The 19239-nt window shown below is 65.3% G+C and carries 8 protein-coding genes; 4 read left to right on the top strand and 4 right to left on the bottom strand.

All coding sequences use genetic code 11. From position 1 onward, the window contains the following. Nucleotides 1-147 precede the first annotated feature (147 nt). Complete coding sequence (locus tag J3A71_RS09495) at nt 148-13101, bottom strand: non-ribosomal peptide synthetase (protein ID WP_096426574.1); 12954 nt, start codon at nt 13099-13101, stop codon at nt 148-150. 305 nt (nt 13102-13406) lie between these two features. Here J3A71_RS09495 and J3A71_RS09490 point away from each other — a divergent pair, with 305 nt between their 5' ends. Further along, the gene (locus J3A71_RS09490; RefSeq protein ID WP_023048844.1) at nt 13407-13937 is read left to right on the top strand and encodes an RNA polymerase factor sigma-70; all 531 of its coding nucleotides are present in this window, start codon (nt 13407-13409) and stop codon (nt 13935-13937) included. A 115-nt stretch (nt 13938-14052) separates the two neighbouring features. Here the strand turns inward: J3A71_RS09490 and J3A71_RS09485 are convergent, their stop codons facing one another. Then, nucleotides 14053-15066, bottom strand: a complete 1014-nt coding sequence (locus J3A71_RS09485; RefSeq protein ID WP_095116937.1) for a GNAT family N-acetyltransferase — start codon at nt 15064-15066, stop codon at nt 14053-14055. Between the two features lie 63 nt (nt 15067-15129). Further along, nucleotides 15130-15930: a transporter substrate-binding domain-containing protein gene (locus J3A71_RS09480; RefSeq protein ID WP_016488331.1), complete on the bottom strand. Its 801-nt coding sequence runs from the start codon at nt 15928-15930 to the stop codon at nt 15130-15132. 171 nt (nt 15931-16101) lie between these two features. Between J3A71_RS09480 and J3A71_RS09475 the strand changes: the two genes are divergently transcribed. Both J3A71_RS09475 and J3A71_RS09470 read left to right on the top strand, forming a co-directional pair. After that, nucleotides 16102-16653, top strand: a complete 552-nt coding sequence (locus J3A71_RS09475) for an exonuclease domain-containing protein (protein WP_016488332.1) — start codon at nt 16102-16104, stop codon at nt 16651-16653. A gap of 74 nt (nt 16654-16727) precedes the next feature. Then, nucleotides 16728-17012 (top strand): pyrimidine/purine nucleoside phosphorylase, encoded by a 285-nt coding sequence (locus J3A71_RS09470; RefSeq protein ID WP_016488333.1) that lies wholly within the window; start codon nt 16728-16730, stop codon nt 17010-17012. Nucleotides 17013-17063: 51 nt separating this feature from the next. Here the strand turns inward: J3A71_RS09470 and J3A71_RS09465 are convergent, their stop codons facing one another. Further along, nucleotides 17064-17756 (bottom strand): alpha/beta family hydrolase, encoded by a 693-nt coding sequence (locus tag J3A71_RS09465; RefSeq protein WP_016488334.1) that lies wholly within the window; start codon nt 17754-17756, stop codon nt 17064-17066. A 50-nt stretch (nt 17757-17806) separates the two neighbouring features. Between J3A71_RS09465 and ccoN the strand changes: the two genes are divergently transcribed. After that, complete coding sequence (gene ccoN / locus J3A71_RS09460; protein ID WP_016488335.1) at nt 17807-19231, top strand: cytochrome-c oxidase, cbb3-type subunit I; 1425 nt, start codon at nt 17807-17809, stop codon at nt 19229-19231. Nucleotides 19232-19239 lie beyond the last annotated feature (8 nt).

The raw sequence follows: 19239 nt of genomic DNA, 5'->3' as shown, positions 1-19239 counted from the left end.
CTCAAGGGTCACCACAAATTACCGGTACTGAAACGCAGCCCATCGCAGGGGTTCGTCGCCAAGACACACCCGTCCCACAGGAATGGCGAAATTCCTGTGGGAACGAGCAACCCCGCGAGGAGGCAGGCGCAGGCTGCGCCGATCTAGTTACAGCCCCTCAAGCTCGGCCATCAGGTCACTAAGCCGGTCAACCTTGTCGTCATCCAGCGCACTGCCCTGCAACCCCTGCACATACTCGGCCAGCTCCTCCACCGTGCTGCACTCGAACATCGCCCTCAACGGCACGTTCAACTGCAATTGCTTCTGCACCCGCGAAGCGATCTGCGTGGCCAGCAGCGAATGCCCGCCCAGCTCGAAGAAGTTGTCGTGTACCCCCACCCGCTCGGCCTTGAGCACATCGGCCCAAATGCCCGCCAGCACTTCCTCCAGCTCGTTGCGCGGCGCCTGATAGGCCTGGCTGTGCTGGCCGCCGATGTCGATGGCCGGCAGGGCCTTGCGGTCGAGTTTGCCGTTGGCGTTGTGCGGCAGGCTGTCGAACCAACCCCAGTGCAGCGGCACCATGTACTCTGGCAACCCAGCCCGCAGGCGCTGCTTGATCTGCTCCAGCAATGCGCCATCGGCGGCGATACCCTGGTGTACCACCAGGTAACCGACCAGATGTTTGCCGTTGACGCCTTCCTGCACGCCCACTGCAGCATCGCGAATCTCGGCCTGTTCGTGCAGGCGGGCTTCGATCTCGCCAAGCTCGATGCGGTAACCACGGATCTTGACCTGGTGGTCGATGCGCCCGACGTACTCCAGCACACCGTCCGGGCGCTGCCGTGCGAGGTCACCGGTCCGGTACAGCCGCTCTCCAGGTAGCCCGTAAGGGTGAGGCATGAACGCCATTGCCGTGCGCGCCGGGTCACCGACATAGCCACGACCAACACCCGTGCCAGCCACGCACAGCTCGCCCACCGCGCCCAGCGGCACCAGTGCCTGCTCTTCGCCGAACAGGTACAGGCGGTTGTTGTCGGTCGGAGTGCCGATCGGCAAGTAGCTGCCTTGGGTCGACGCGGCATCGACGCGGAAGAACGCCACGTCATCCGAGCACTCTGCCGGCCCGTAGGCGTTGACCAGGCCGATCTGCGGGTAACGCTGCAGCCACTGCGCCGCCAGTTCCGGTGGCATGGCCTCGCCGGTCGGCAGCATCCAGCGCAGGCCGTCGAGGGCCTGATGGTCGTTGGCCAGCATACCCTGGATCAGCGACGGCACGCTTTCCAGCACGGTGATGCCGGTGGCCTGCACATGCGCCAGCAGGCCCTGCGGATCATGGGCGATGGCGTTCGGCACGACCTCGACCTTGGCGCCGAACAGCGGCGCGGCAAGAAACTGCCACACCGAAATATCGAAGCTTTGCGATGCGGTCTGGGCGATCACGTCATGCTCGCTCAGGGCCAGGTACGGCACCTTGCTCAGTTGGTTGTTGAGCATGCCGCGCTGCTCGACCATCACCCCTTTCGGCAGGCCGGTCGACCCTGAGGTGTAGATCACATAGGCGAGGTTGTCCGGGCCACTGTGGATGCCCGGGTTGTGGCTTGCGATCTGGCTGGCCTGGATGTCTTCCCAGACCAGCAGTTGCGGCCGCAGTGCAACCGCCAGCTCGCCCAGCAACTGCCGCCCCTGCTCGGCGCAGGCGGCGCTGCACACCAGCACTGGCGTACGGCTGAGCTGGATGATGCTTTGCAGGCGCGCCGCCGGCAGGCCCGGGTCCAGCGGCAGGTAGCCCGCGCCGGCCTTGAAGCTGCCAACGATCATGCCCAGCAGCGGCAACCCGCGCTCGGCCAGCAGCGCCACCGGCTGATCCACGCCGACCCCGGCAGCCACCAGGGCATGGCCCAGGCGGTTGGCTGCCAGGTTCAGCCCGGCGTAGTCATAGGACGCCTCCAGGCAGCGGGCCACAGTGCGCTGCGGATGTGCGGCCACTTGTGCTTCGAACTGTGCGATGTAGCTCTGCTCCAGCGGATAGGACCGCTCGGTCCGGTTGCAGTCGTCCAGCAGGAAACGCTGCTCCTCGGCACCCAACAACGGTAGCTCGCTCACCTCCCCTTCAAAGCCTTGTACCAGCGCCAGTAGCAGGCGCTTGAACTCGGCCAACAGGCGCTCGACGGTCGGGTAGTCGAAGTACCGTTGGTCGAACGACAGGTGCAGGCCCAAGTCGTCGCCCGGGTAGCACACCGCCGTCAACGGGAAATTGGTATGGGTACGGCCCGAGTCGGAGCTGGCGTTCAGGTGCTGGGCGTGGTCGAGCACGGCGGTTTCCACCGGCGCGTTCTCGAACACGAACAGGCTGTCGAACAGCGGCTGGCCCTTGGGCAGGTCGCTGCACTCCTGGATCGCCACCAGCGGCAGGTATTCGTACTCGCGCAGTTCCATGTTGCTTTGCAGCAGGCCCTGCAACCACTGGCGCACACTGCAACGCTCAGCGGATGCGGGCAACTGCACACGCAAGGCAACGCTGTTGATGAACAGGCCGACGGTGCGCTGCATCTGCGGCATGCTGACCGGGCGCCCGGCCACGGTCACGCCAAAGGCGACGTCGCGGTCGCCGCTGTAGCGTGCCAGCACCAAGGCCCAGGCCGCCTGGGCGAAGGTGTTGACGGTAAGCTGGTGGGCCTGGGCCAGTTCGCGCAGGCGCACGCCGTCACTCACCGCCAGGCGGGTGTAGCAGTCGCCGACGACCATGCCGCTGCCAGCGTGGTCATGCCGCAGCGGGCGGTCGCTGGGGATGGCGGTGGCGCGTTCGAAGCCGGCCAGGTTGGCCTGCCACCAGGCGCGCGCATCCTCCAGGCCCTGGCGCTGCAACCAGCCGATGTAATCGCGGTAACGCGGCGGCACCGGCAACTGGGCCTGGCGGCCTTCGCCGAGGGCCTGGTAAACCTCAAAGAAGTCGTTCATCAGCAGCGAGCGGCACCAGGCATCGATAAGGATGTGGTGGTTGCTCATCATGAACCAGTAGCGCTCGTCGGCCACACGCACCAGGCGCAAGTGGAACGGTGCTTCGCTGAGCAGGGCAAAACCGGCCTCGCGCTCCTGCTTGTGCAGGGCCTGCAGGCGCTGCTCCTGGGCCTCGTCAGCAAGGCCGCGCCAGTCCTGGTAGTCCACCGCCAGGTTGCCCGGTTTGTGGATGATCTGCAGCATCGCCTCGCCGCTGTTCCAGCTGAACGATGCCCGCAACGCTTCGTGACGTGCCACCACGGCATGCCAGGCCTGGGCAAAACGTTCAGGGTCCAGCGCGCTGTTGATGCGGTAGCGGTCCTGCATGTAGTAGAGGCCGGTGCCTGGCTCCAGCAGGGTGTGCAGCAGCATGCCTTCCTGCATCGGCGTCAGTGGGTAGACGTCCTCGATCTGCGCAGCGGGTACCGGCAACGCGTCGATCTGCTCCTGAGTGAGATGTGCCAGCGGGAAGTCCGACGGGGTGAAGCTGGTGTTGCCATCGGCCAGGCAATGCGCGACCAGCGCCAGCAGTTCCTGGCGATAGGCCTCGGCCAGGCGGGCGATGGTTTGCGGGTCATAGCGCTCGGCGCTGAAGGTCCAGCGCAGCTGCAAGGCCCCCCCATATACCTGGCCATCGACGCTCAGCCAGTTAGGCAGTGGTGCATCGAGGTCATGCGCCAGGCCGGCCGGTGCTTCCAGGGGCTGGAACAGCGCCGCGCTGTCGAACTGCTGGTCGAACTGGCCCAGGTAGTTGAAGGTGATACGCGCCTGCGGCAAGGCCGCCATCTGCTCGCGCCCGGCCGTGTCGGCCAGGTAGCGCAGGACGCCATAGCCCAGCCCCTTGTGCGGCACCTGGCGCAGTTGCTCCTTGATACGCTTGATCGAGCCGGCCAGCGCCACGTCGCCTTCGCCTGCCAGCGGGCGCAAGCTGAGGGGATAGGCGTTGGTGAACCAGCCAACGCTGCGGGTCAGGTCCATGTCTTCGAACAACCCGTCACGGCCATGGCCTTCAAGCTGTACCAGCACTTCTTCATCGCCGCTCCACCGGCTCAACGCACGCGCCAGTGCAGTCAGCAGCAGGTCGTTGACCTGGGTGTGGTAAGCCGCCGGGGCCTGTTGCAGCAGTTGCCGGGTCTGCTCCACGTCCAGGCCGATGGCCAGGGTCTGCGCATGGCGGTGCAGGTTGCCGCCCTGCGGGTGATCACACGGTAGCTCGCGACGCACGCCGCCCAGCTGGCCTTGCCACCAGCTCAGCTCGTCACGCAACGAATCGCTGCCGGCGTAGCTGGCCAGACGCGCAGCCCAATCGCCCATGGCATGGGTCTTGGCCGGCAGTGGCTGGCCGCGGTAAAGCGCCTGCAGGTCCTCCAGCAGCACCCGCCAGGACACGCCATCGACCACCAGGTGATGGATCGCCAGCAACAGGCGCTGGCTGCCCTGCCCGTCACCCACCAGCAAGGCGCGCAGCAGTGGGCCCTGTTGCAGGTCGAGGCTGCGCTGCAGGTCGGTGTACAGCGCCTGACAATCAGCGAAATCGGCAACGGTGGCGGTCCACAGCAATGGCCTGGCATCAGGCTGGGCGTATTCGGCCTGCCAGCGGCCATGGGCCTGGCTGAAGCGCAGGCGCAGGCTGTCGTGGTGCTGCACCAGCAGCGCCAAGGCCTGCGCCAGTACCGCCTCATCCAGCGGTTGGCGCGCCTCCAGCAACACGGCCTGGTTCCAGTGCTGTGGCTGGGGTACTTCACTGTCGAAGAACCAATGCTGAATCGGTGTCAGCCCGGCCTGGCCCTGGCGCAGCCCCTGTTCCACCGTGCTCGCGGTTTCGCTGTGCTGAACGACAGCCGCCAGGGTCTGGATGGTCTGGTGCTGGAACAGGTCGCGCGGGGTGAATTGCAACCCGGCCTGACGGGCCCGGCTGACCACCTGGATGGACAGGATCGAATCGCCGCCCAGTTCGAAGAAGTTGTCCTGTACACCGACCTGGGCAACGTTGAGCACATCGCGCCAGATCTGCGCCAACTGCCTTTCCACCTCGTTGCCAGGTGCCTGGTAGTGCTGACGCGCTTGTTCCAGGTCCGGCAGCGGCAGCGCACGGCGGTCGAGCTTGCCGTTACCCATCAGCGGCAGGCTGTCGAGCAGTACCAGGTGCGCAGGCACCATGTAGTCCGGCAGGTGCTGGCGGGCATCGGCTTTCACCGCTTCACGCAGCAGGTTTTGCGCCTCGCTACCCGCGTTGGCCTGCTTGCACACCAGGTAACCCACCAACTGCTTGCCGCCCGGCAGGTCGAGGGCCAGCACCACGGCCTCGTCGACATCGGCGTGCGCCTGCAAGCGGCTCTCGATTTCACCCAGTTCAATACGGAAGCCGCGAACCTTCACCTGCTGGTCGGCACGGCCGACGTACTCGACCAGGCCGTCAGTGCCCAGGCGCACCAGGTCGCCAGTGCGATACAAGCGGCCACCTTCGATGCTGAACGGGTCGGCGACGAAGCGCTCGGCGCTGAGGCCCGGGCGGTCGTGATACCCCTGAGCCAGGCCGGCGCCGCCAACGTACAGTTCGCCAATGCCGCCTTGCGGCAACAGGGCAAGGTCGTCGTCGAGGATATAGGCCGTGCGGCTACCGATGACGCGGCCGATCGGTACACTGCCAAGGTCCGCTGGCAACTCGTCTGGCGCCAGGCAGGCCAGCGGCATGACCACGGTTTCGGTCGGGCCGTAGGCGTTGAAGCACTGCTGTGGCGCAAAGGCCTGGCGAATACGCTGCAGGTGCTCGCCGGTCAGCGCTTCGCCGCCGGTGATCACCAGGCGCACCGGCAGTTGCTCGCCCTGCCCGCCCAGGTATTGCGCCAGCTGGCTACCGTAGCTGGGGGTAAAGCCCAAAATGCTCACCTGCTGCTCGCGCACCAGCTGGCAGATGTCCTCGGCGCCCCACTGCCCCTGGGCGCGCAGCACCACGCGGGCACCGCACAGCAACGGCACCCACAGGCGCTCGCTGGCAGCGTCGAAGTTGATCGAATAGAAATGCAGCTCGCAATCATCGCTGCGCATGCCGAACGCAGCGATGACCGCTTGGCAGTGCATGGCAAATTCGCCATGGCTGACCACCACGCCCTTGGGCTTGCCGGTGGAGCCGGAGGTGTAGATCAGGTACGCCTGATGCTGCGGCAGGCTGAGGTTGTCCAGCGGCGCATCGCTGTAGGCCGACAGGCTGGCGGCATCGTCCTCCAGGCTCCAGCGGGCCACGCCCTCAGGCAGCTCGCCCAGGGTTTGCAACAGCTCACGCTGGCTGAGCAGCAGGCCGATGCGGCTGTCTTCGATCATGTAGCGCAAGCGGTCGAGCGGGTACTCGGGGTCGAGCGGCACGTAGGCGCCGCCGGCCTTGAGGATGGCCAGCAGGCCGACGACCATTTCCAGCGAGCGCTCCAGCGCCAGGCCCACACGCACCTGCGGGCCGACGCCACGCTCGCGCAGGGCGCGGGCCAGGCGGTTGGCCCGCTGATCGAGTTCAGCGTAAGTCATGTGCTGGCCAGCGAAGGTCAGCGCGCCAGCCTGTGGTGTGCGCGCCGCCTGGGCGGCGAACAGGCCGTGCAGGGTCTGGTCGAGGTCGAAGTCGTACTCGCCCTGCAACTGACCCGCCAGCACCTGCTGCTCCGCACCGCTCAGCATCGGCAGCTCGCACAGGCGCTGCTGCGGGTTGTCCAGCAAGCCGACCAGCAGGTGCTGCCAGTGCTCGGCCATGCGCGCTATGCGCGGTTCGTCGAACAGGTCGCGGCTGTAAGTCAGGCAGCAACCCAGGCGGCCGTCGAGGTCGGTGACCTCCAGGTACAGGTCGAACTTGGTGGCACTGGCGTCATTGAGCAGGTAATCCACCTGCATGCCGGCCAGTGTGCGGCTTTGCTGGAAAGCCCAGCGCTGCACGTTGCACATCACCTGGAACAGCGGGTTATACGCGCTGCTGCGCGGCGGTTGCAACGCTTCGACCAACTGATCGAACGGCAGGTCCTGGTGCGACTGGCCTTCGATGGCGGCCTGGCGCATCTGCTCCAGCAGCGCGTTGGCGGTCATCTGGCCGTCCAGCTCGCAACGTAGCACCTGGGTATTGAGGAAGGCGCCGATCAGGCCTTCGCTTTCCGGGCGGATGCGGTTCGCCACCGGCGCGCCGATGCGCAGGTCACGCTGGCCACTATAACGGTGCAGCAAGGCAGCCAGGGTGGCGGTCATGGTCATGAACAGGGTCAGGCCGCGCTGGCTGTTGAAGGCATGCACGCGGGCGACCAGCGCCGGGTCGAGTTCAAAGCGGTACAGCTCGCCGCGGTGGCTCTGCACTGCCGGGCGCGGGCGGTCGGCAGGCAGCGCCAGCACCGGGTGCTCATCGCCCAGGCGGTCCTTCCAGTAGGCCAGTTGACGAGCGCCCTCGCCGCTTTCCAGCCATTGCCGTTGCCATACGCTGTAGTCCAGGTATTGCACCGGCAGCGGCGCCAGCGGCGACTCGCGGTCATCGACAAAGGCTTCGTACAGTTCGCCTAGCTCGCGGGCGAAAATGTCCATGGCCCAGCCTTCGGTGACGATGTGGTGCAGGGTGAGCACGAAGAAATGCTCGCGCTCGTCAGCCTTGACCAGGCAGGCGCGCAGCAGCGGGCCGCGCTCCAGGTCGAACGGCTGGTGCGCCTGGTCGTCGGCAAGTTGTTGCAGGTGTTGCTGGCGGGCATCGATGGGCAAGGCACTGAAGTCCTGCCAGTCGAGGTGCAGGCCACTGTCTTCGGCAACGCACTGGTACGGCACCCCGTCGACGCTGGGGAAGGTGGTGCGCAAGGTTTCATGGCGCACGATCAACGCCTGCAGCGCACGCTCGAAAGCGTCCACATGCAGGGTGCCGCGCAGGCGTGCCATGCCGCCGACGTTATACGCCGGGCTGTCCGGCTCCATTTGCCAGAGGAACCACATGCGCTGCTGCGAATACGATAGCGGCACCGCCTGACGCCGGTCGACGCGGGCGATTGCGCCTTGCAGGTTGCGCTCGCCGGCCGCGCGGATACGTGCAATCTCGGCACAGAAGGCGCCCAGTTCGCTGGCTTCGAACAGCGCCTTGAGCGGCAGCTCGACATCGCAGGCCTGGCGGCTGCGCGAGACGATCTGAGTGGCCAGCAGCGAGTGCCCGCCCAAGGCGAAGAAGTCGTCCTGCAGGCCGACGCGCGGCAGGTTCAGCACCTCACGCCAGATGGCGGCGACCTGTTGTTGCAACTCGGTGTGGGGCTCGACATGTTCGCGTTGCTGCCACACCGGGGCCGGCAGCGCCTTGCGGTCGACCTTGCCGCTGGGGCCCAGCGGCAGCTGTGCCAACGGGATGAGCTGCGCCGGCACCATGTACGCGGGCAGTTGCTCAGCCAGCACGGCCAGGAGTTCGGCTGGGTGCGCACTGCCACTGTAGTAACCCACCAGTTGCGCACCAACGGCGTCCTTATGGATCAGCACCAGCGCCTGTTCCACACCCGGCTGTGCCAACAGGCAGGCCTGTACTTCCTCAGGCTCGACGCGGAAACCACGCACCTTTACCTGTTGGTCGAGGCGACCGAGGTATTCCAGGGCCTGTAGCTGCACCTGCCAGCGCGCGCGGTCACCACTGCGGTACAAGCGCTCGCCGTGGCCGTCGGCCTGGGGCACGAAGCGCTCGGCGGTAAGACCCGGACGGCCCAGGTAGCCACGGGCCAGGCCAGCGCCACCGAGGTACAGCTCGCCCGACACGCCGGGGGCAGTCAGTTCAAGCTCATCGTCCAGCACGCGGCACAGCACATTGCCCAGCGGGCGACCGATTGGCGAGCGCTCGCCGTCCGCCACCTGGCAGTGCCAGTGGGTGACGTTGATGGCGGTTTCGGTCGGGCCGTAGCGGTTGTGCAGCTGCACCTGCGGCAGCACCTGCAGCACGCGGTCACGCAGCGCGGCGGGCAATGCTTCGCCACCGGAGAACACCCGGCGCAGGCTGCTGCAGGCACCCGCCTGCGGCTCCTGGACGAACACCTGCAACAGCGGCGGCACGAAGTGCAGCGTAGTCACGCCATGGGCCTGCACCAGCGCGGCGATGCGCTGCGGGTCGCGGTGTTCGCCGGGGCCGGCGAGCACCAGCTTGCAGCCGGTGACCAGCGGCCAGAAGCATTCCCACACCGACACGTCGAAGCTGATCGGCGCCTTCTGCATCAGCACGTCGCTGTCATCCAGCGCATAGGTCGCCTGCATCCACTGCAAGCGCTCGGCCAGCGCCGCATGGGTATTGCCCACGCCCTTGGGCTGGCCGGTGGAGCCGGAGGTGTAGATCACGTAGGCCAGGTTATCGCCGTGCAGGTGCAGGCCAGGCGCGTGGCTGGGCCAGCTGTCCAGGTGCAACTGGTCGAGGGCAATGGCGCTGACGCCGTCGACCTGTGGCAGCTTGCCCAGCAGGCTGCTGTGGCTCAGCAGCAGCCCGGCATTGCAGTCGGCCAGCATGTAGGCAAGGCGTTCGGCCGGGTAGTCGACGTCCAGCGGCACGTAAGCGCCGCCGGCCTTGAGGATGGCCAGCAGGCCGACCAGCAACTGTGGCGAACGCTCGATGGCGATGGCGACGCAGGTGTCGGGGCCGACGCCTTTGTCGCGCAGGTAGTGGGCCAGGCGGTTGGCCTGCTGGTGCAGTTCGGCGTAGTCGAGGCTGCCGCCGTCCCAGGCCAGCGCGGTGCGTTGCGGGGTCAGGCGGGCCTGTTCGTTGAGCTGTTCGACCAGCAGGCCTGGCGGCGCGGTAGCCGGTGCCCGGCCCCAGCCCAGCAATTGCGCACGGGCAGGCTCGTCCAGCAATTGCACCTCGCCCAGCGCCCGCTGCGGCGCGGCGCACACCTGTTCCAGCAGCGCCAGCAGGTGATGAGCCAGGCGTTTGACGGTGCTGGCTTCGAACAGCTCCGCAGCATAGTCGAAGGCCAGGCTCAGGCGGCCCTGGTGGTCTTCTTCACTGTGCAGCTGCAGGTCGAACTTGGCTTCGCGGCTGTGCCATGGCAACTCCTCGGCCAGCAGCCCCGGCAGGCGGCGCAGGGCCGACAGGTCGCGTTGCTGGTGGTTGAACATGACCTGGAACAAGCCTTGCTCACGGGCTTGCGGCAGGGCTTCGACCAGCTGTTCGAACGGCAAGTCCTGGTTAGCCTGCGCCGCAAGGGTGGCCTGGCGCACCTGGGCCAGCAACTGCGTGAATGGCAGGCGACCATCGAGCTGTGCACGCAGTACCTGGGTATTGATGAAAAAGCCGACCATGCCTTGGGCTTCCAGGCGCGGGCGGTTGGCGTTGGGCACACCGACACGGATGTCGGCCTGGCCGCTGTAGCGGTGCAGCAGCGCCTGCCAGCCGGCCAGCAGGACCATGAACAGGCTGGCCTGCTGTTCGCGGGCCAGGCCCTTGAGTGCTTCGGCAAGCGTGGCCGGTACCTTGAGGTTGAACCGGGCAGCACTGTGCTCGCGCTGGCTGGCGCGGGGGTGGTCGGTGCACAGGTCCAGCACCGGCAGGTCACCGCCCAACTGCGCCTTCCAGTACTGCAGTTGGCGTTCGGCTTCACCGGCGGCCAGCCATTGACGCTGCCAGGTGCCGTAGTCGGCATAACCCAGGCCCAGCGGCGCCAGGTTGGCCTCCAGGCCCTGACAGCGGGCTGCGTAAAGTTTGGCGAATTCATCCAGCAGGATATTCAGCGACCAGCCATCCGCGACGATGTGGTGCAGGGTCACCCATAACTGATGGTCTTCGTCGTCCAGGCGTGCCAGGGTCACCCGCAGCAAGGGGCCCTGAGTGAGGTCGAACGGCTGACGGGCCTCGGCTTCCCGCTGGGCGCTGACCTGCTCCAGCGTTTGGCCTTCGAGGTCCAGGCGGCGCAGGCTGAACGGCTGTTGCGCCACAATGCGTTGCAGGGGCTGGCCGTTTTCTTCGCTGAATACGGTGCGCAGGGATTCGTGGCGCGCCACCAGCGCCTGGAAGGCGGCTTGCAGGGCGCTTTCGTCCAGCTCACCGCGCAGCTGCAGGCCGGCGGGGATGTTGTAGGCAGCCGATTGTGGCTGCAACTGCCACATCAACCACAAGCGGTTTTGCGCCAACGACTGGGCCAAGGCCTGGGTGCGCTCCAGCGGTGCAATGGTGGCAGTGCCAGCAGCGCCGTCGGCCATGATCAACGCCACAGCGCTGCTGTAATCGGCCAGTACCGGCGCTTCGAACAGGGTGCGCAGGCCCAGGTTGATACCCAGCTCATCGGCCAGCCGTGCGGTGGCCTGGGTGGCGGCGATGGAGTTGCCGCCCAGCAGCAGGAAGTGGTCGTCTGCCGCAACCGCCTCTACTTTGAGAATGTCCCGCCACACTGCGGCGATCTGTGCCTGGAGCTCATTGCCGGCAGCCGCGCTTGCAGCCGTTTCGCTCACATCTGGGAAGCGGGCGTAGCAGTCCAGGCTGCCATCGTCCATACGCAGGCGACAGGCCGAACGTTGCAGCTTGCCACTGGAGGTCTTGGGCAACGCGCCCGGGTTCAGCAGCAGGACCACGGCCGGCGCCTGGCGGCAAGCGTCGGCGATCACCTGGCGCAGGGTCTTGACCAGCGCCTGGGGTTCGATTGCCTTTTGCACGTGGCGGCTGATCTCCACCGCCACGCCGATGCCCTCCTCGCCCTGCTGCTCGACGGCAAACACGGCCACACGGCCTTTGCGCAGCACTTGAACTTCACGTTCGAGGGTTTTTTCCAGGTCCTGCGGGTACAGGTTCTGCCCGCGCACGATCAGCATGTCTTTCAGGCGCCCGGTGACGAACACTTCACCGTTGCGCATGAAGCCCAGGTCGCCGGTGCGCAGCCAGGTCTGGCCGTCCATTTCAACGAAGGTGCGTGCGCTGGCTTCGGGGTTGCGCCAGTAACCCCGGGCGATGCTCGGGCCAGCCGCCCAGATTTCGCCGACCTGGTTGTCGCCCAGCACCTGCAAGTGCTGCGGCTCCACGACACGTACCGCGTGACCGGGCTGCGGGTAGCCGCAGCTCATCAGCACGCTGCCTTTGCCCGGCTCGGCGCGGTTAGCGGCGAAGGCTTCGGCGTCCAGCTCCAGCGCGTCGATGCCCTGGCCACGGCGGCTGCCACTGACGAACAGGGTGGCTTCGGCCAGGCCGTAGCTGGCGAAGAAGCTCTGCGGGTCGAAGCCGCTGGCCTGGAACTTGTCGGCGAAGGTTGCCAGGCTGTCCTGGCGAATCGGCTCGGAGCCAGAATAGGCCACGCGCCAGCGGCTCAGGTCGAGCCCGGCCAGCGAGGCCTCGCTGACCCGCTCGCTGCACAGACGGTAGGCAAAGTCGGGGCCACCGCTGATGGTGCCGCCATATTCGCTCATGGCCTGCAACCAGCGCTGCGGCCGGGCCAGGAAGTAACCCGGCGACATCAGCACGCACGGCACGCCGCTGAAGATCGGCTGCAGCAGACCGCCAATCAGCCCCATGTCGTGGTACAGCGGCAGCCAGCTGACGATCACGTCGTCGGGGTTGAGGTCGATGCCGAAACCACAGCGGATCAACTGCTCGTTGGCCACCAGGTTGCTGTGGCTGACTTGTACACCCTTGGGCAGCGCGGTGGAGCCCGAGGTGTATTGCAGGAAGGCGATGTCATCACCTTTGAGCACGGGCTCGCGCCAGTTTGCGGCCAGCGCCGGGTCCAGGCTGTCCACTGCCAGCAGCTCAGGCCCGTTGTGCGCCGACAGCGCTGGCAAGCCTTGCAGGCCGTCATGCAACGCCGCGACGGTCAGCAGCAGGCGCGGCTCGGCATCGTCGATGATCGACAGCAAACGCTCCTGATGGTGCTGGCGCGCGGATTCTGGCGGGTAAGCCGGTACCGCGATCACTCCGGCATACAGGCAACCGAAGAACGCCGCCACGTAGTCAGGACCACTGGGGAACAACAGCACCGCACGGTCGCCGAAGCTGGCACGGGCCTGTAACGCAGTGGCGATGGTGCGTGCACGCTGGTCGAGGTCCCGGTAGCTGAGCACAGCCTGCTCGCCGGGGGCGTCGGCCAGAAAGCGCAGGGCGATCTTGTCCGGGGTCTGCGTGGCGCGTTGCGCAAGTGCCTGGACCAGCGAGAGCGGGAGTTCGAAGGCGTCCGTCATGGGGGTTCCTGCCAGTGTCTGTTGGGGCGCGCCGGCTGCACCGCGAACGTGTGCGGACAGCAAAGGGCGATCGAAGATGTACACAGGGGAACGGATGGGCGCAGGCAGAAATTAGCGGGGATTACGCAGTGGCAGGCGGGGCCAAAGGTGAACGCTGTCACACGATGACCTTAGACCTGAAAGATATAGATACTAATTACGTTTCGTATTTGACAATCATTATCATTCTGAATAGCTTGTCGCACGTCGTAGGAAGCTTCCCAGCCTTGGGGGCCTCCTTTCCCCTCTGTGACAAGGTGATTTCCATGGCGGAACAACTATCCACAAGTAAGTGCGATTCACCATTACTGCAGGCCTTCGTCGACAACCGCAGCATCCTGGTCAAGATCGCTGCACGCATCACCGGCTGCCGCTCGCGCGCCGAAGATGTGGTGCAGGATGCCTTCTTCCGGCTCAACGCCGCCCCGCAGATAACCTCGTCGTTCAAGGCGCAGCTCAGCTACCTGTTTCAGATCGTGCGCAACCTTGCGATCGACCACTACCGCAAGCAGGCAATGGAGCTGAAATACTCCGGCAGCGAGGAGGAAGGGCTGAACGTGGTCATCCAGAACGCCTCGCCCGAAGCCACTCACATCAACCTTGCCGCGCTGGATGACATTGCCCAGGCGCTGAACGAACTGCCGCAGCGCACCCGCTATGCGTTCGAGATGTACCGCCTGCATGGCGTGCCGCAGAAAGACATTGCCAAAGAGCTGGGGGTATCGCCGACACTGGTCAACTTCATGATCCGCGATGCGCTGGTGCATTGCCGCAAGACGGCCAACCGGCAGGCCTGACCACACAGGGTTTGCTTCTTCGCGGGCATGCCCGCTCCCACAGGTACCCCACTGCTCTTGAAGCCTGTGGTGATCCTGTGGGAGCGGGCATGCCCGCGAAGAAGCCAACTCGGTATCAAGCCAGCTTGCAGCGCTCGAAAAACCGCTCTCGCCCCAGAATCATCAGCGCCGCACGCTTGTGCGGGAAGTCGAACTCCTTGTCGCAGTGGAAGCACTGGTCGTGCATGTAGCCGATCATCTTGCCGTTGTCGGCACGCGGCTCGGCCACCACCCGCTGGGTACGCGGGTCATCCAGGAACAGGTAGTGCACCAGCGCCGAGAGCCAGCTGGCCACCTTGTGCGGCCCTCGGTGGTTCTCCTCCCCCACCAGCATGTGTATGCCGCGGTCGTAATCATCGGCCGGGTAGAACGGCGCAATGCGGTCTTCCTTGGCCCAGTAAGCCTCGAAGTAGGCAAACGGCTCATCGTCAAAGCAACCGATCAGCGTCAGGGTGTGCGGGTCGGCCTCGAGCTTGTCCAGGTACTCGCGGTGCTGGGCCAGCGTGCCCCCCTCCTGCCAGAACGCCTCCACCCGCGGGTTGTTCTGCCAGCGGTTGAAGCGCTCCAGGTCATGTTCGATCTCCAGCGTGCGCAGCGACACCCAGCTACCCAGCCGCGCATCGAAGCGCCGGTATACCTCACCACGGGGCTTGGGCGCGCGGCATGGGTGGCGCTTGCCGTTGCTGATCTGCATCTGCTGTGGGTACACCGCAGCCTGCGCATCGCCCAGCCAAGGCTGTGGCAGCTGCCAGAACAGCGCACGCTCGCACAGATACTGGCCCGGCTGCTCAGCCACTCGCAGCAAGCCACTGGCCAGCGCCTGCGGCTGCACTTCGGGCAAGTGCCAGACCAGGCGCTGACAGGTGGTATCACGGGACAACAACCAATAGCAGGCCGACCACAAGGCTTGATAAGGGCGCTCGGGACACAGGCGCTCAAGGTGAACGTGCAGGGTAGCGCCCGCCTCCAGGCGCACCTGGATCAGTGGGCGACCTTCGAGGGAGAGGCCTAGCCAGCTGTCACCCTCCTCGGCACTGAGGCTGCGCCAGCGTGGCGGTGACAGGGGCTGCGAAGCGGCATCGAACGGCATGGCTTGTCTCACGAAAAATGAAGAAAAGGCTCACTGCTGAGAACGTTGCGAAAGTGCGTGAATTTAGTCCTTGGGCACCGAGACCGTGATGCGGTAGGGCTCGAAGATTCGGGCCAGTTCACCGCTGGCACGCAGGTCGCGCAGCAAGCCGGCAAACGACTGCTCGTCGATAGGCGCCCCCGGGCGCAGCAGGGCGTAGTGGTGATAGATTTGGTCGATGCGTTGCGAAGGCAGCAGCTGCGCCCTGCTGGCCGGGTTGCGCGCCAGGAAATCGCTGAGGTACGAGCGGGTGACCAGGGCGATGTCGGCGCGCCCAGCCTGCACCATCAGCAGGTTGCTGTCGTGGGAGTAGGTCAGGGTCGCGTTATAGGTTGTGCGCAGGTAGTCCGGGTCGGAATTGAAGCGGGCGAACGCGTAGTGATAGCCGTTGAACAATGCCAAACGTTTGCCGCGCAGGTCATCGAAGTACGACGGGTCGCTGCCATTGGCCTGGCGGGCAACGAACACTTCGGCGTCCTCCAGGCCCATGTCCACGGTCTGGTGGGCAATCTGCTCCCAGCCCCATTGCGGGTTTTCGAAAATCGCCATGTCGGTACGGCCTTGCTGGAAGTCGCCGAAACGCCGCTGGATGGAGGTGGGCACCAGGACGAAGTGGTAACCCTGCTGCAAGCGGTTGAGCGCATCGACCAATTGCGGCAACAGGCCGGTGTCAGCCCCCTGTTCAGGGCGCACCGTGTAGGGCGGGAAATGGGCCGCACCAATCTTCACTTCGACGGCATCGGCAGCCCATGCCGGCACCGCTAGCCAATACACGGCCAGCAACATCAGGGTGGACAAAGCCTTGAGGCCGGGTGCTGGAGTCAAGACGGACGCTCATCACGGTTCATGCCTGGGTCCGCTTAAGCTAGGCGTTTTCCGGAAGCGGCACAACTGCTGGAGCGCGCTCGTTGTGCCAAAGCAGGCGGCAATATGCCACGGGATGCCGTATGCGCGGACTTTGGCTACGCTCTAGCAGGATCTGCAAGGGAGCCTGGTATGGGCCATTGGTTGGTAATCGACCTGGAAGCCACCACCGACGAGGGTGGATGGCCGGTTACAGAGATGGAAGTCATTGAAATCGGCGCTAGCCTGGTCACCCGCGATGGCCGCGAGGTCGACCACTTTCAGTGTTTCGTGCGGCCACGCCGGCGGCCACAGCTGACCCCGTTTTGCCGCGAACTGACGCACATAAGCCAACATGATGTGGATCGCGCTGCACCGTTTCGCGAGGTGTGGGCAAGCTTCGAGCGCTGGCTGGAGCACCACCGTGAGCAGCTTCAGGCCTGGGTCAGCTGGGGCGACTACGACCGCCAGCAACTGCACCAGGAGTGGCAGCTGCACGGGCTCGACAGCCTGCTACGGACGTTGCCGCACATCAACCTCAAGCAACGCTTTGCCAAGGCCCGCCACCTGCAGCGCCCCACCGGCCTGAACGGTGCCCTGCACCTGGCCGGCATGCACTTTTGCGGGCAGCAGCACCGGGCCCTTGAAGATGCGCGCAACACGGCGCGGCTACTACCGTTGACCCTGCCCGCCAACAGCCCCTGAAAGCAGATGACGAGGCCTGTGGGCTTGGGCATACTGGCCAGCCCTTTTTCATCCCCCCTTTTCAGGAGTCGCCCATGTTCCAGGTCAACGAGTACTTCAACGGCACCGTCAAGTCGATCGCATTCGCGGGCGAAGAAGGCCCGGCCACTGTCGGCGTCATGGCCCCGGGCGAATACGAGTTCGGCACTGCCAAGCGCGAGATCATGCACGTGGTATCGGGCGCCCTGACCGTCAAGCTGCCAGGTAGCGACAACTGGGAAACCTTCAATGCGGGCGACAAGTTCAATGTTGCCGCCGACAGCAAGTTCCAGCTGCAGGTGAAGGTGGATACCGCTTACCTGTGCGAGTACCGCGACTAAGCGTCAGCCTGTGCCGGCCTCTTCGCGGGCATGCCCGCGAAGAGGCCGGCACTAATCCTTCAGGAAATCAGCAACGCGTTCCGCCGCCGTCTGCATATGCTGCTCATGGCTGAACCCCGAGGCCTTCAACGGCTTCAGGTCATGGTCACCCGCCACTAGCCAGCTCACCTCGATTGCCGGCGACAACGCATACCCCGCCACCGCCTCGCGGTTACCCAGCGCATCCCGTTCGCCCTGCACGATCAACGTCGGTGTTTTCAGCCCGGCCAGGTGTTCCACCCGTGGCTTCTCGGGTTTACCCACCGCGTAGAACGGATAGCCCAGGCACACCAGCGCATCCGCGCCCAATTCGTCAGCCAGCAGGCTCGCCATGCGACCGCCCATGGACTTGCCACCCACGGCCAGCTTGCCCGCGACCAAAGGTCGCACCTGCCGGTACACCTCGCGCCAGCATTCAAGCAGCACCTTCTGTGGGTTCGGCGGCCGTTTGCCGCCGGTAACCCTGCGTTCGGCCATGTACGGAAACTCGAAGCGCACCACCGCTACCCCAAGCGCCGCAAGCCTTTGCGCCATTTCGTCCATGAACCCGCTGTCCATCGGCGCACCTGCACCATGGGCCAGGATCAGGCAGCCCCTGTAGCCGTCCTTGCCCTGAACCTGTGGAAGATCGCAGCGCAAGCCTGGGACATTTCCGACCTTCGCCCATTGATCCCCGTCAATACCGGCACTTTGCCCATTAATCATGCTTGCCTCGCTGTAAAGCCTGCCAAATAACCGTGGATGGGAACCCATACATGAACACAACCAGCAGTACCGCCTATAACTACAAGGTGGTCCGCCAATTCGCCATCATGACGGTGGTGTGGGGAATCGTCGGGATGGGGCTCGGCGTCTTCATCGCCGCCCAGCTTGCCTGGCCTTCCCTCAACTTCGACCTCCCCTGGACCAGCTTCGGCCGCCTGCGCCCCCTGCATACCAATGCGGTGATCTTCGCTTTCGGCGGCTGCGCGCTGTTTGCCACCTCCTATTATTCGGTGCAACGCACCTGCCAGACCACCCTGTTCGCACCGGGCCTGGCCGCGTTCACCTTCTGGGGCTGGCAACTGGTGATCCTGCTGGCGGCCATCAGCCTGCCGCTGGGCTATACCAGCTCCAAGGAATACGCCGAACTGGAATGGCCGATCGATATCCTGATCACCATCGTCTGGGTGGCTTACGCCATCGTGTTCTTCGGCACGCTGATGAAGCGCAACACCAAGCATATCTACGTGGGTAACTGGTTCTTCGGTGCCTTCATCCTCACCGTGGCGCTTCTGCACATCGTCAACAACCTGGAATTGCCGGTCAGCCTGACCAAGTCGTACTCGGTGTACGCCGGTGCCACCGACGCGATGGTGCAGTGGTGGTACGGTCACAACGCCGTAGGCTTCTTCCTGACTGCCGGGTTCCTGGGGATGATGTACTACTACGTGCCCAAGCAGGCCGAGCGCCCGGTGTATTCCTATCGCCTGTCGATCGTGCACTTCTGGGCACTGATCACCCTGTACATCTGGGCCGGCCCGCACCACCTGCACTACACCGCCCTGCCTGACTGGGCGCAGTCGCTGGGCATGGTGATGTCGCTGATCCTGCTGGCACCGAGCTGGGGCGGCATGATCAACGGCATGATGACCCTGTCGGGCGCCTGGCACAAACTGCGCAGCGACCCGATCCTGCGTTTTTTGGTGGTATCGCTGGCGTTCTACGGCATGTCCACGTTCGAAGGCCCGATGATGGCCATCAAGACAGTCAACGCCCTGTCCCACTACACCGACTGGACCATCGGCCACGTGCATGCCGGCGCCCTCGGCTGGGTGGCAATGATCTCGATTGGTGCGCTGTATCACACCATCCCGAAAGTGTTCGGCAAGGAACGCATGTACAGCCTTGGCCTGATCAACGCGCACTTCTGGCTCGCCACCATCGGCACCGTGCTGTACATCGCCTCGATGTGGGTCAACGGCATCGCCCAGGGCCTGATGTGGCGCGCAGTCAACAGCGACGGCACGCTCACCTATTCGTTCGTGGAAACCCTGGTGGCCAGCCACCCAGGCTTTGTCGTGCGCTTCGTCGGCGGCGCGATCTTCCTCAGCGGCATGTTCCTGATGGCCTGGAACACCTGGCGCACCGTGCGTTCGCCAGCGCTTGACGTCGCCCCTGCGAACGCCCAGTTGGCTTGAGGAGAAAC

The sequence above is a fragment of the Pseudomonas sp. PvP089 genome (genome assembly GCF_017875165.1).
GTDB classification, from domain to species: Bacteria; Pseudomonadota; Gammaproteobacteria; order Pseudomonadales; family Pseudomonadaceae; genus Aquipseudomonas; species Aquipseudomonas fortuita.
This window is presented reverse-complemented; position numbering and strand designations above follow the sequence as displayed.

What these genes read in the sequence shown, in the direction of transcription:
- J3A71_RS09495 (WP_096426574.1), bottom strand. Translation starts at nt 13,101, where the DNA reads ATGACGGACGCCTTCGAACTCCCGCTCTCGCTGGTCCAGGCACTTGCG.
- J3A71_RS09490 (WP_023048844.1), top strand. Translation starts at nt 13,407, where the DNA reads ATGGCGGAACAACTATCCACAAGTAAGTGCGATTCACCATTACTGCAG.
- J3A71_RS09485 (WP_095116937.1), bottom strand. Translation starts at nt 15,066, where the DNA reads ATGCCGTTCGATGCCGCTTCGCAGCCCCTGTCACCGCCACGCTGGCGC.
- J3A71_RS09475 (WP_016488332.1), top strand. Translation starts at nt 16,102, where the DNA reads ATGGGCCATTGGTTGGTAATCGACCTGGAAGCCACCACCGACGAGGGT.
- J3A71_RS09470 (WP_016488333.1), top strand. Translation starts at nt 16,728, where the DNA reads ATGTTCCAGGTCAACGAGTACTTCAACGGCACCGTCAAGTCGATCGCA.
- J3A71_RS09465 (WP_016488334.1), bottom strand. Translation starts at nt 17,756, where the DNA reads ATGATTAATGGGCAAAGTGCCGGTATTGACGGGGATCAATGGGCGAAG.
- ccoN (WP_016488335.1), top strand. Translation starts at nt 17,807, where the DNA reads ATGAACACAACCAGCAGTACCGCCTATAACTACAAGGTGGTCCGCCAA.